We start from the raw sequence: 13,177 nt of genomic DNA, 5'->3' as shown, positions 1-13,177 counted from the left end.
AGAATAAAAATTATTAATTAACAATAGACCCTAATGGGTATTTTGAGTCGTTTTAATCTAGTTTAGCTTTAGTTAAAAAGACTCAACTTTAATTCAATGTTTGAATTAAAGTTGAGTCTGTGGCCTTATCTATGCAACTTAATAAGCTCAATACTGTGGAATTAATGGAACTTGACCAGCTCAAAACCTACCTAATCAATAAGCCTGAAACAATAGAGACATTTCCATTTGGAGACGACGTTTCTGTCTATAAGGTCAAAAACAAAATGTTTGCATTGCTCGCATGGCGTGACGACCAATTAATGTTAAATCTAAAGTGTGATCCGGACGAATCGATAATGCTTCGAGAAATTTTTCCAACTATTAAACCGGGCTACCACATGAATAAAAAACATTGGATTTCTATTTATTTTGAAGACCCCATTCCAAAAGGCGAAATAGAACGATTGATAGATAACTCTTTTATGCTCGTCGTAAATAAAATGGCTAAAAAAGATCAATCGTCTATTTTATTACATTTATAATGTACTGAACCTTCACGTTCAATATATTGTGCCGTACCGCTCTTTATGAATAATCGCGAACGATTTTCGTCTCATCGCCCTCGTGCTAGCACATCATTTTTTAATTGGAGTGGTTCTACATATTGGCCTTTTTTGTCAGTCATTCTCAAAAATTCATTGTAAAAAAGGTGCCATATAGGCAAAGTATCGGCGACGTGAAATATTTACCGCGAAGTGATATAACACACTGTAAAACATCATCTTATATGGAATAAGACAACAAGGAGAATTCCGTGGCTTTTGATTATGGCTCTATAGATCTCGGTCTAAAAAACCCCTTTAAATTAGAGGGCAAAATCACTGCTCTAAGAGGAATTATTCAAACTATCGTTGGGATAAGTTTACTTGTCATCGCGTCGGGCTCAGTTAAAGAAGACCCTCGTATCGGCTGGATATTAATGATATTTGGTATGATCTCGCTTGGACTAGGTATCAAAATATTAGCATCTGGTATTTATAGTACATTACGTTATTTTGTCGGCAGAAATCACCCCACATCTCTTGCATATAATTTTAGTAAGTCAGAAACATCTACAGCGCAAGAAGAAAAAAATGATGTTGCATATAATGCTAAAACATTAGAAGAAATGCTGGTTGGTCGAAAAAACAGCACCTTCGTTGAACCCGTCGGTTTTCTATCTCGTCTTTTACATAGCTTAATTCCAAAATTATTATTTTTACCTTTTCCTATACGAAATATGGCCCAGCGTTTATTTGGTTCGTGGGTAAGTACCTTAGTAGCATTACTATCCTATGGTCTAATCGCATTTGTTTCTTTAGCCGGGTTTGCCGGTGAAGCAGGTGAATTGGCATTCCCTATTTATAGCACCCTATTAATGTTTTATATCCTATTTTCATGGCGTTCTGCTGGTAAACCAATCCAACGTGATGCAGAAACTCAGATTGAAGCATTAGGCTCAGGTACACTAGCCAAAATCATTTCGTTGTCATTTGTCTTTCCTATCATCATTGGCCTTCTTGTTTCTTGGTTAATGGCACAAGGTAACCTAAACAAAGTGGATATAGATAATGCACTGACTCAATTGCCTGACTTTAATGCTGCGCTTTATCTTGTTGCGACTATCGTTTTAGCACTTATTTGCAGTGCCTTAATTTTTATTATGATCAAAGCTCGTCTAGGTAACTCTAATCCGGTAGCTGAAGTATCAGAACTTCGTGAAAATTGGCAGGAATCGGTACACCCTGAGGAAATTTTTATTAACCTCGATAACTTAGTCATGGCGAACCGCCGTTATAAAGAAGTGCCAAACCGAGTTTACAAGGAACTTGAACCACAACTGCAGGAACAAGTTGATGGTAAAGGTGGCTTTAAAGGCGAAATGATCCAAGAGATACAGCCGAAATTTAAGCCTTTGTCATTAGGTAAAACCTTTCAAACTGCTCGTCTAGTTTCACTTATTTGTGGTAATGCACTTTATTTAATAGCCATTGCTTTTACTGTGCTATTTGCTTATTCCGCAATCGATATCATTCACTTTATCGACACGGTTAATATTGGCAACATTGAGCAAATAATAAATTCTGACCATCTATTGGAATTTAGTACGTTATTAATCGCAAGTTTTCACATCTTGCTTATTGGCTTTTTACTGCGTGCATTTGCAAGGCTACTGACCAATTGTGCTCATTTGTTCTATGCTGAAATGCAATTCGAGTCTCTGTTGGTCTACTTCAAGTGCGAAGGGACCTTTACTGAATCTAAAATTTCTACTGGTACTGGTATCCACGATAGCACTCGCTCTGAAAATACTTTGGTTCGAAGCAGTATTACGCCATGGATTATCGTTTCCCGCATCGTCTCTACTACATTTGCTGCGACTGGTATGAAAAACCTGGAGCATCCAAGACATATCATGGAGCTACATAAAGATAATGAGCAATTAGCCGCCATTAAAGCGGATGTCATTTCGTTCTTAAAAGACCGTGAATCTATAGCTTCAATTACCAGTGAACGAGATTTGGGGAATGCATCACAACTTTATCAGCTAAACCAGCAAACTAGAGCAAATCCAACATCAACGGCAGCGTTAGAACAAGATGAAGAAGCCGCGGGGTATTTGCGTCAAGAAGAGGATCTTAATCCGACCGACAAAGGATAATTAATCTCTCATGAGCTATCTTTGAAAAATCAAAAAAATACTATTTTTTGATTTTTCAATTATCCGTTCCCATTACCGAGTTTATGTTTATATCATCAAAATAACTGCACAATCCGCTGTTGATACACCGCGATTCCACCATCAGTTATGGCCAATAAATGAGATCAAGCATTTTTCTGGAATAGACCATGATGTATTAAACAAACTCGAAAAAATGGGTTACAACTTGGTAGAAGGCGCTTTTGGCGATCTACAAATTGTGATTAAGCAAGGTAATAAACTGCAAGCAGCTTCTGAAACTAACAAATTTAATCGAGGCGTAGCTAAAGTACTAGAGCAATAAATACGTAAACTCATCGTTTATTTAAAATCTGTTTACTTTACCTAACCTACAACGTGCGTTTAATTATTAGCGCACGTTGATTTTATCTCACTTAAAACTCTTCTAGAAATGACAACAACTAGCTTTTTTCTGAGCACACATCAAACACCGAACACCTGAACTAAAAAAGGCTCAACAATAATTGAACCCCAACGGTCATTATATGACCTAAAGTCATTTACAAAAGTGACCCCAAGTCACCACATCACTACACAACCAATTTCATCATTGTCGTAGCGATTTAATAGCCATTATTGCTCTGCAGATTTGCGCCGGCTTAATGCTAAGATCCTAGTCGACAAGCACTCATTTTTTTAATGACCTTAATTAGTGCATTGTGTCTGCAGTATCTTAAAGTCATACATCGTTAGGTTAAATTGAAATTGCCACAAAACTTAACGGTTACATTCCCATTATATTGAACAAAATTCACAGACAATCAAAGACCTAAAAAAGCAAAGCTAGTCACACAATAAGCAAACTAAAATAAATTGATTTAGGGGGCTTGCATCAGATAATTTCTCGGCTAATATTCTGACTAAATGGAGTGCAAATTATTATTTAGTAAAATTGGTTTTGAGGTAAAAACATCTATGTCAGAATTTCATGGTTTTATGCAGTCTAGTGAGTTTTACGACGACAAAAACTTTCCAAAAGGGTTTAAGCGATCTGGAGATTTTACAATAGCGGAATCCGAGATATTGTCATCTTTAGGTTCTAGGTTAGCGCAACTTAAACAGAAAAAAGTTGCAGCAGAAACCGACGCAGAAAAGCACTTTTTGGAAATGTGTGAACACAACTTGCTACCAGAAAGTGTTGTTGAGCGTGTTTGGGCCAAGTATGAAAATATCATTACTACGGGTAAACCCAAATATACGTTAACGGCAAAAGCGGAAGATGTGGAAGACGATCCGGATGTCGACGATGACGATTTATAAAGATGTAAATGACTAAGCAAACTGGACAGCTGCTTAGACTAAACTCCAACGTAGCCTAATTTAATCATTAGTGTAGGTATTGTGATCACGAATCTGCACAAACAAAAAATCGCTGAACATCTTGTATTCAGCGATCTTTCACAGAGTAACTAAACCTAATATCACCCATATCCACCAAAAAAGACTAACGGAGTACAGTTAGAATTTCGGCGCTAAGAATCTCCTAGCTTGTCGTCAGAAAATTACATCAACGACGAATTTCTTATTACGCCTACGGCTAACCCTTCAATTGCAAAGTCTTGGTAGTTCAAATCCACTTTAATAGGCGAAAACTCTTTGTTTTCTGCATGCAAGATAACTTGGCTACCGTTGCGTTCTAACCTTTTAACTGTCACATCTTCTTCTACGCGAGCAACAACGACCTGTCCGTCGCGAGCAGTTTGAGTTTTATGGACCGCCAAAAAGTCACCATCCATTATGCCGATATCGCGCATACTTTCACCCTCAACCTTCAATAAAAAGTCAGCGGCAGGGTTAAACATAGTTGGATCGACATTTATGTGGCTGTCCACGTGTTCCATCGCCAGTATTGGCGAACCCGCAGCAACTTTACCTATAACCGGTAGGCCAGTTTCCATCTGCGAAATATCTTCAGTCAAACGAATACCGCGGGATGTACCTGGCAATATTTCAATAAAGCCCTTTTTAGCTAGCGCTTTTAAATGGTCTTCCGCCGCATTGGCAGAACGAAATCCTAGTCTTGTGGCAATTTCGGCTCGTGTTGGTGGCATACCAGTATTCACGATGCTTTGTTTAATTAAGTCTAATATTTGAGCTTGTCGTTCTGTTAACGGGCGCATAAGTCTGTTTTTCCATACAGTAATGATAACTGTCAGTATATACAGTCATTTATAAACTGCAAATAGAAAAACTAAATTCATTTGTAGGATTTACGAACCGATTTGCTAAAATCAACCTCGTCTTTTTGAAAATCATTAATTAAGCGAAAAAATGTCTATTATTGCATCTGTATTTTATTGGTTAACTCGACCATTTATTCGTACCAAAGTTGTTATCGATTATTCACTCGATTTATCGACGTTGAGTCAGAATCAACAGATAAGTTATGTGTTAACCACCGATTCATTTACTGACAAACTTGCGTTTGAGCAGGCATGTCGTGAACATAACTTAGCCTCGCCGTTTTCGAAACTTAAAATTCAGTTTAAGAGTTTTAACCGTACTTTTGGTGTTAAACCAATTAAGTCGATATTCAAAAATGAAAAAACACATATGCGGGATACGCTAGCAGAAGGTCAAAAAATTCTGCAGCAAGTTGAATTAAGCCAACAAGATGTCCTTTTTGTTCCAGTAATGATTTGTTGGGGTCGCTCGCCAGGGGTTGAACGCAAAGCAACCGATGACCAAAACAAAATTGGTATTTGGGATCTGGTAGCTGCAACGATTCAAGCCACGCCACTTCGAAAGTTTTTTATCGTATTATTTTCAGGTCGCCACAATTTTGTGCGAATTAGTAAGCCAGTATCCCTGCAAAAAATGGTCGCCAATCACGGTACTTCTGTGGATGCAGCTCATAAACTAATGCGTGTTGCGCGTATTCATTTCGAACGTCAGCGTTTAGTTGCAACAGGCCCTAAAATCATGGCTCGTCAGGCATTTTTTAACAGTATGCTGGCAAGTCCTGCGTTGAAAAGAGCGCTGCAAGATGAAATGAAAACCAAAGACATCTCTTTGGTTGAAGCGAAAAAGAACGCAAACAAACTGCTACACGAAATCGCAGGTGATTATAACGAGACTTACGTCCGATTCTTCTCACGAATATTAACTTGGGTTTGGAACAAGATTTATAACGGCATACGTGTCCATAATTCTGACGAGTTACGTGAGTTGGCGCAAAAAGGCCACGAGATTGTTTATGTTCCTTGCCACCGCAGTCATATGGATTACTTATTGTTAACCTATGTAATCTATCATCAAGGGCTTGTTCCGCCTCACATTGCGGCGGGTATTAACCTCAACTTTTGGCCTGCAGGGCCTATATTTAGAAAAGCCGGCGCATTCTTTTTAAGACGCAGCTTTAAGGGCAACAAGTTATATTCGGCCGTATTTCGTGAGTACCTTAGCCAGCTGTTTATTAAAGGTTACCCAGTCAAATATTACACTGAAGGTGGGCGTTCTCGTACGGGTCGTTTGTTACCCCCCAAAACAGGTATGTTGGCGATGACAATCCAAGCCATGTTACGTGGTATAGACCGACCTATTACGCTTGTCCCTGTTTACATTGGCTATGAACATGTAATGGAAGTAAATACTTACCTAAAAGAATTGCAGGGTAAAAATAAAGAAAAAGAATCGGTATTTGCGATCTTTAAGGCACTTCGTAACCTTAAAAATTATGGCCACGGTGATGTCAACTTCGGTAAGCCAATTAATTTAAACGAGATCCTAAACCAAACAGAACCTGACTGGCGGTCACTCATAACAGTTGACGACGTTGTCAAACCAAAATGGTTAACACCTGTTGTAAACCACACGGCAAATTTAGTAATGGAAAACATCAATGACGCCGCCGTTATCAATACCGTAAACCTTTGTGCGATGGCGTTGTTAACGTCAGAAAATCACGCTTTGCCGCGTGACGAAATGGATGAATTAATTGAGTTCTATTTACAATTACAGCAAGCGGTTCCATATTCAGACAAGGTGAAACTACCTAGTTTAACCAGTAGCGAAGTCATTGATGAAGCCATCCGTTTAGAGAAAGTGGAATCTGAGAACGACGAATACGGCACGATTATTCGTCTTGACGATACCAATGCAATATTAATGAGCTACTACCGCAATAATGTCGTTCACCTTTTTGCGGTACCGTCTGTAATCGCAGGGATCATATTAACCCGCCGAAACTCAACAAAACGAGACGTAGTCGAAATTGTATCTTCGCTTATTCCTCTTCTACGTGACGAGTTTTTCATGACGATCACCGACTTGGAATTATATATCGATAATACTATTGAATACTTCGAGTCCCATGACGTTATTCAACTAAATAGTGATGGCGAATTTTTGGTTGACCGTCAAAGTGATGGTTACTCTCAGCTGAACCTATTGGCCCGTATAATGAAAGATACCCTACAACGATATGCACTCACGTTTAATCGCGTAGCGCAACTTGACGGCGTACAACGTGGCGAATTGGAACGAGATTGTTTGAAGCTAGCAAAACGTTTACTCAAATTACACGACCTAAAAGCACCTGAGTATTTTGATAAAAAAGTCATCTCAGGATTAGTAACATGTATTCGAGAGCAAAAGCTGGTGAAAATAGATGAAGCGGGCTTAATGCACCTATCAACTGAAGGCGAACAAACCGCAAATTACATTAACAGCTTGTTAAGTACTGAAGTTTTGCAGTCGTTAAAGTCATTAGGTTAGACAAAAAATAATGCAATAAAAAAGGTCGACGCTTTACACGTCGACCTTTTACTTATCTTATTTTCGAGGAAACTTTTGTCGGTCGCGAATAACACCTTCTTGAGTTGCCGACGCAATTAAATTACCTGCTTGGTCAAAAAATTGCCCTTTAACAAACCCTCGGCCGCCACTCGCACTGGTACTTTCCATGTCATATAAAATCCATTCATCCATCCGAAACGGACGATGGAACCACATCGAGTGGTCTATTGTGGCAACTTGCATGTCTCGTTGTAAAAAGCTTTTTCCATGCGGAAACAAAGCCGTAGGTAAAAAATTAAAGTCCGAGGCATAAGAGAGTAAATAGCGATGAACCCGCGGGTCGCTAGGTAAAATGCCGTTCGCTTTAATCCAAACTTGGCGACGTGAATTCATCACCTTCGGATTAAATGGGTTGTTAACCTGTACATGCCTAATTTCAATCGGCTTTTCACAACTAACGATATCATGTAAATGCGGTGGAATTTTATCAATGTTTTCCTGATAAAACTCGTATTCAGAAAGTAAACCGTCCGGACCTGGCACGTCAGGTTTAGCAGCCTGATGCTCATAACCAAGTTCTTCACTTTGAAATGACGCTGTCATATAAAAGATCGGCTTACCAAATTGAATTGCTTTAATCCGACGTGTGCTAAAGGAACCACCGTCACGAATATTTTCAACGTCATAAATGATCGGTTTACGGTCATCCCCTGGACGCAGGAAGTAGCTATGAAAGGAATGCACAAAACGTTCATCCACAGTCTCTTTGGCCGCACTTAACGCCTGACCAATAACTTGTCCACCAAATACATGACCAAAACCTAAGTTTTGGCTTTGTCCACGGTAAAGACCTTCTTCTATTTTTTCTAAACTAAGGTGCGTTAATAGCTGGTCGAGTACTTCACTCATTATACGTCCTTTCCTTTACGGACAAGCGTCCAGTCAATTTCTTCGTGTAAAATACGGTCAAGCGCAACATAATGCAGCACATCACCTGTTGTGATTAGTGAGTCACTAGCCGGGTTTAGTGTCATGTCCAAACCGATACGATCTTTAGCGACAGCAAGTAAAATCGCATTATGATGTTGTTTAAAATAGTAAAATAATTGACCAAACTGAACGTTACCAATATCTTCTGGTACTTGTGTAGAAAACTGAGTATTACCTTGAAGCGTAGACATCAATTCGTCATGTAATCGGCTGCTACCTGGGTCTTGCATTGAACGTACAAGTATCTCAGCCGTTTTAGAGCTATTGCATTCAACATTATCAGTATACTTATTTAACATTTCAACTTTCGTCTCGTCGTCAAAGTAAGCACTTATATGGCAATCATCCGCCACTAAAGGACTGAGTTTTAAAGCGCACGTAAATGTCATGTCGTCGGTAATGCAATCCACTATTATCCGATCGGCTTCCGCCACGTTGACCCGCTTCAATTCATCGTCATCAGTAAACGAAGAAAGACGAGCGAATTCAACCATTGGATTATCTAAAAATGGATGCTCCATATCTTCAAAAACACACAATAATATTGTGCGTTGCATGCGGCGTTTGTCGCCAAGTATGTGTTCGATAATTTTTGCGGTACGAGTTTCATGCCAGCCAAAAATTAAAATGTGCGTATCTAAGTGACTAAAATCTTTTTCGCCTGTCATAACTTGCCTTAATACTTTTGTTACTGATTGTCCTAATTTACCTAATAGTGCCCCAAAAATTGCCAATCCTAATGGGATTTGCACCAGCGCGACTATCCATTTACCCGCCTCTGTAGTTGGACTCATATCGCCAAAACCAACCGTACTTGTTGTCACGACGTAGTAATAGACAAACGCATCCCAACGAGTTAGTGCCGACTCTCCAGCACCCACCAGCGCTAACCAACTTATCGCCGCGTGGGCAATAAATAGCAGGAAGATAGTATTCCAAGTAACCTGACTAAATTGTATTTTCAGGAATCGTATTAATTGATTAACGACCAACTAGAGACTCTCCTTTTGTTTAGTATTTGAAATGTACTTTTGAATTTGTTTTTCTAGTACCAACAGCGGCACAGAACCATTCTTAAGCACAGTATAATGGAATTCACGGATATCAAATTTATCGCCAAGTTGTCGCTCAGCTTCTTGTCGTAATCGTGATATCGTAAGTTCACCTATTTTATAAGACAACGCCTGAGCAGGCCATGAAATATAACGATCTATTTCAGTTTCAATATTATGCTCTGAAAGCGCGGTATTAGCTTTCATATAATCGATAGATTGTTGCCTTGTCCAATCCTTCATGTGCATACCGGTATCGACGACTAATCGACAAGCGCGCCACATTTCATAGGTTAAACGTCCAAAATTAGAGTATGGGTCTTCATAAAACCCTGCTTCTAGTCCCAGTTTTTCGGCATACAGGCCCCACCCTTCACCAAAGGCCGACATATAATAATTTGAGCGATAAGCTGGAGTATCAGTCATTTCACGGGACAACGAAATTTGCAAATGATGACCCGGAACTGCTTCGTGTAACGTTAGTGCTTCTAATTCGTACAAAGGTCGACGTTCAAGTGCATAGGTATTAACCCAATAATAGCCGGCGTCTGTATCTTTAGACGCGCCCACATATCGCCCAGTTGTGTACTTTGGCGCAATATGATCTGGCACCGGCGCAACCCCATAAGGTGTTCTTGGTAAATGCTTAAATAACTGAGGCAGTTTGGCATCCATTTTTTTAGATAGATAAGCCGCTCGCATCAATAGCTCTTCTGGTGTCTTGGCATAAAACTGCGGGTCGGTTCGCAGAAACGCTAAAAACTCACTAAATGAACCAGAAAAATTTACCTGCTCAATAGTCGACTGCATTTCTGCTCTTATTCGAGCCACCTCCTGCAATCCTTTCTGATGAATTTCTTCCACAGACATATTTGTCGTTGTGTAATGCAGCGCTCGGTTTTGATAAAACTCGCTACCATTTGGTGTGTACTTAACCCCGATGGTGTCACGAGCTTGCGGAAAATACTGTTGATTGAAGAAGTTAAGGTAACGCTTATAAGAAGGTACAACAAAATCGCTAATCGCAAGTTGAGCGGCATTTTGTAGCTCTGCTATTTCAGGCTCTGAATATAAATCGCCGATCTGAGTAAACGGACGGTAATAGACACTTTCTGTTGGCACTTTTGTAATAAAGGCTTTTATGGTGCCATCGTATCCAGCTAACACTGCTTTGGGTTGACTATTACCCTTTTTTAGCCCTTCGTTCATCCACTTTATTTGCTGGTCAAAGTATTTTGGAAAGGCTTTTAATCGAGCAATATAGTTGAGTAAACTTTGTTTAGATTTAACGTTCACACCACTTGGTAAAAAAGCCAATGAGGTATGAAAACCGCCTTCTGCGGTTAATGGCATTTGATGACTTTTAAATCGATATTCATCAGCAATGTTTTGTAATCTATGGGTCAGTACAACGTGGTTTATTTGTTCTTGTTCCGATAGGGAAGCAACATCAATATCCGCTAATAGTTGTAACTGTTTTAATGTTTGTTCGTACTCTTCGTGAAGCTTTTCTGCAGAAAGATCTGGCAATTGCCCAGCCCGCGGATCATCACTATTGGGATCCGCAGAAAAAGGTGACTGAGCTTGGCGGTATTCCCAAATAGTGTCCGACACACGATTAAAGTTTTTAGATGCATCCGGAGTGGCGGCACAACCAGCCAGCAGACAAATTGGTAAAACCAACAGAAGTAATTTCATTTCACTTAATTCCCTAATAGTTTACGCCATCCGGATTTTGGTTTTTCCAGAGTCACTACTTTACTTAATGTCGCTTCCCAAAACGGTGTTAGTAGACTCGTCGCGAGTTTTGTGAAGTCATGTTTATCAGCCCCAAGATCACTATGAGGTTTTGATAAAACCCAAGCGGTAGCAATTAATGCCAAGCTACGTTGCAACAAGGCATTCCATTCTTTTGCCGTGACATCCGGATTGAGTTCTTTAAAAGTAGGGACTAAGCGTTTAAATTCATTTACTTTACGAGTTTGAAATCCAAAATGAAATTTGTCATCAACCTTTGGCTCTAACATAGCGTCACTAATTCGATACAACTGACCTAGGGTCGGTTCTTGCTGCCAGTACTCCAACATAAATTGACAAATATCATCTAAGTTGTTTTCTTCAAATTGTTGCATTTTACGAGCAATATCCTGTAACCACTTTTGAATGTGGCGCTCAAGAAGCGTTAAAAAGATAGCTTCTTTACTCGTAAAATAGATATAGACCGTACCTTTGGCAATGCCTGCAGCGGTAGCGATTTGACTGGCAGAAGGCAGTTCACCTTTATTAGTTTTAAATAACTGCTCGGCGGCATCAATGATGCTATTTGTTCGATCAAGTTTTTGCTGCTGGCTTTTTGCTTTTTTCATTTCCATTCGTATGACCTAAATTTACTTACTGTAATCATTCACTTTTGCTGTCCATCAGTAAATATTACAGTATTTTCTTGACCTTAAAATAAAAGAATCTTAGTTTATAACATGAATATAAGGGAATGTTCATTAACCCTGTTGTGAATTTACAACACGATAATCACATTTTGTTCTTGTTGCTTATCCGTAGCGCAGCAGTACAATGTGTCCAAGTTTTATTTGCGTTGAAAATCGCCCTGGAGTCTGTGCGGCATGAAATACCTTGATACCATAGAGCAAGCTGACGGCATGTTACAAAAAACGTTAGGTTTTTTGAAACAACATCGTTTGCCAGCCAATCCCATAAATTATGGGGTTGTATATGAGTATATGGCTGAATCAAATAAGGACATTTCCAAAACATTAGACCGTGATTTAAAGGCCGGCAAAACCATAGATTCATTTTTGATGGAGTCATTGTACAAAGACTTCATTTTACAACAAGACGCCAAGCAAGAAGCCATTGTTGATGATGTTCACAATGTCGTATCCACCACGCAAAAACATGCAACAAAAGCACATAAAGACACGTCGAACTATATCTCTATATTAGATGAAGGCATGTCGATGTTAGACCGCGAAGACACAACGTTGTCGAAACAGGTCATCGACCGACTCATTAAGATTTCTTCCTCGATGAAAAATTCTCAGACCGTATTGTTGAAAGCGTTACGCCAAGCACAGGCGAAAACAGCGGAACTTCAACAACAAATAGATGAGTATGAAGAAAGTAAACAAATCGACCAACTTACTGGGCTATTTAATCGCTCGGTTTTAAACCAAACTGTCGACATGTGGGTCAGTAACGATGTTCAAAACATCGCGGCCATTGCCATAAACCTCGATCACTTTAAACAATTTAATGATAACTACGGTGTCACGATAGGAAACGTAATTTTATCTAAAGTTGCTCAGAAAGTTAAAAGTTACGTTGCGGATAGCGGCTTGCCGGTTCGCACCGGTGGTGAAGAATTTTTGATTATGATCCCTGAGGCTGATGTACATACTGCAGGTGAGATTGCCGAAAAAGTGCGCCAAGGCGTAGAAAAATTACAATTTGTTAATGCTAAAAACCGTCAACGATTACCCAAAGTTACCGTTTCCCTCGGTGTAACATCATATAATCCTAAAATCGGAATTGAAGGTACGTTACAAAAAGCCACATCGGCAATGAGAATGGCTAAGGCAACCGGACGAAATCGAGTATTTACCGACAGCTAGTAAACGGCATAGCGGTTCTATAGCCC

At 39.5% G+C, this 13,177-nt stretch carries 11 protein-coding genes; 6 read left to right on the top strand and 5 right to left on the bottom strand.

All coding sequences use genetic code 11. The features are described from left to right. Window positions 1–131: 131 nt before the first annotated feature. The 4 genes from Q4575_RS15510 to maoP all read left to right on the top strand — a co-directional run bounded on the left by Q4575_RS15510 (window position 132) and on the right by maoP (window position 4,003). Window positions 132–524: an MmcQ/YjbR family DNA-binding protein gene (locus tag Q4575_RS15510; RefSeq protein ID WP_368393331.1), complete on the top strand. Its 393-nt coding sequence runs from the start codon at window positions 132–134 to the stop codon at window positions 522–524. 272 nt (window positions 525–796) lie between these two features. Further along, the gene (locus tag Q4575_RS15505; protein ID WP_303523451.1) at window positions 797–2,683 is read left to right on the top strand and encodes a hypothetical protein; all 1,887 of its coding nucleotides are present in this window, start codon (window positions 797–799) and stop codon (window positions 2,681–2,683) included. A gap of 28 nt (window positions 2,684–2,711) precedes the next feature. After that, window positions 2,712–3,026 (top strand): gamma-glutamyltransferase, encoded by a 315-nt coding sequence (locus Q4575_RS15500; protein ID WP_368393333.1) that lies wholly within the window; start codon window positions 2,712–2,714, stop codon window positions 3,024–3,026. Window positions 3,027–3,658: 632 nt separating this feature from the next. Further along, complete coding sequence (gene maoP, locus Q4575_RS15495) at window positions 3,659–4,003, top strand: DUF413 domain-containing protein (RefSeq protein WP_215964653.1); 345 nt, start codon at window positions 3,659–3,661, stop codon at window positions 4,001–4,003. Between the two features lie 242 nt (window positions 4,004–4,245). On the opposite strand, the gene lexA is transcribed toward maoP, so the two are convergent. Beyond that, complete coding sequence (gene lexA / locus Q4575_RS15490) at window positions 4,246–4,863, bottom strand: transcriptional repressor LexA (protein ID WP_215964652.1); 618 nt, start codon at window positions 4,861–4,863, stop codon at window positions 4,246–4,248. 151 nt (window positions 4,864–5,014) lie between these two features. On the opposite strand from lexA, the gene plsB reads away from it, so the two are divergent. Then, window positions 5,015–7,459, top strand: a complete 2,445-nt coding sequence (gene plsB / locus Q4575_RS15485) for a glycerol-3-phosphate 1-O-acyltransferase PlsB (protein ID WP_303523450.1) — start codon at window positions 5,015–5,017, stop codon at window positions 7,457–7,459. A 57-nt stretch (window positions 7,460–7,516) separates the two neighbouring features. Here the strand turns inward: plsB and tesB are convergent, their stop codons facing one another. The 4 genes from tesB to Q4575_RS15465 are packed head-to-tail and all read right to left on the bottom strand — an operon-like array spanning window position 7,517 to window position 11,894. After that, complete coding sequence (tesB, locus tag Q4575_RS15480) at window positions 7,517–8,389, bottom strand: acyl-CoA thioesterase II (RefSeq protein WP_215964650.1); 873 nt, start codon at window positions 8,387–8,389, stop codon at window positions 7,517–7,519. Further along, on the bottom strand, window positions 8,389–9,462 hold the full coding sequence (locus tag Q4575_RS15475; RefSeq protein ID WP_215964649.1) for a potassium channel family protein: 1,074 nt from the start codon (window positions 9,460–9,462) through the stop codon (window positions 8,389–8,391). The genes tesB and Q4575_RS15475 overlap by 1 nt, the downstream gene beginning before the upstream one ends. Then, window positions 9,463–11,220, bottom strand: a complete 1,758-nt coding sequence (locus tag Q4575_RS15470) for a DUF885 family protein (RefSeq protein ID WP_303523449.1) — start codon at window positions 11,218–11,220, stop codon at window positions 9,463–9,465. A 5-nt stretch (window positions 11,221–11,225) separates the two neighbouring features. Next, a complete protein-coding gene (locus Q4575_RS15465; RefSeq protein WP_303523448.1) occupies window positions 11,226–11,894 on the bottom strand; it encodes a TetR/AcrR family transcriptional regulator in 669 nt (222 codons plus the stop codon). Window positions 11,895–12,143: 249 nt separating this feature from the next. On the opposite strand from Q4575_RS15465, the gene Q4575_RS15460 reads away from it, so the two are divergent. Next, window positions 12,144–13,151, top strand: coding sequence for a GGDEF domain-containing protein (locus Q4575_RS15460; protein ID WP_303523447.1), 1,008 nt, complete (start codon window positions 12,144–12,146; stop codon window positions 13,149–13,151). The last annotated feature ends 26 nt before the right edge of the window (window positions 13,152–13,177 follow it).

The sequence above is a fragment of the Psychrosphaera sp. 1_MG-2023 genome (assembly GCF_030548245.1).
GTDB classification, from domain to species: Bacteria; Pseudomonadota; Gammaproteobacteria; order Enterobacterales; family Alteromonadaceae; genus Psychrosphaera; species Psychrosphaera algicola.
Note: the sequence above shows the minus strand (reverse complement) of the source record. Positions and strands in the feature narration are given on the sequence as shown.

Excerpts from the sequence above, each read along its gene's own strand:
- maoP (WP_215964653.1), top strand. The coding sequence starts at position 3,659 with ATGTCAGAATTTCATGGTTTTATGCAGTCTAGTGAGTTTTACGACGAC.
- Q4575_RS15470 (WP_303523449.1), bottom strand. The coding sequence starts at position 11,220 with ATGAAATTACTTCTGTTGGTTTTACCAATTTGTCTGCTGGCTGGTTGT.
- plsB (WP_303523450.1), top strand. The coding sequence starts at position 5,015 with ATGTCTATTATTGCATCTGTATTTTATTGGTTAACTCGACCATTTATT.
- Q4575_RS15510 (WP_368393331.1), top strand. The coding sequence starts at position 132 with ATGCAACTTAATAAGCTCAATACTGTGGAATTAATGGAACTTGACCAG.
- tesB (WP_215964650.1), bottom strand. The coding sequence starts at position 8,389 with ATGAGTGAAGTACTCGACCAGCTATTAACGCACCTTAGTTTAGAAAAA.
- Q4575_RS15460 (WP_303523447.1), top strand. The coding sequence starts at position 12,144 with ATGAAATACCTTGATACCATAGAGCAAGCTGACGGCATGTTACAAAAA.
- lexA (WP_215964652.1), bottom strand. The coding sequence starts at position 4,863 with ATGCGCCCGTTAACAGAACGACAAGCTCAAATATTAGACTTAATTAAA.
- Q4575_RS15465 (WP_303523448.1), bottom strand. The coding sequence starts at position 11,894 with ATGGAAATGAAAAAAGCAAAAAGCCAGCAGCAAAAACTTGATCGAACA.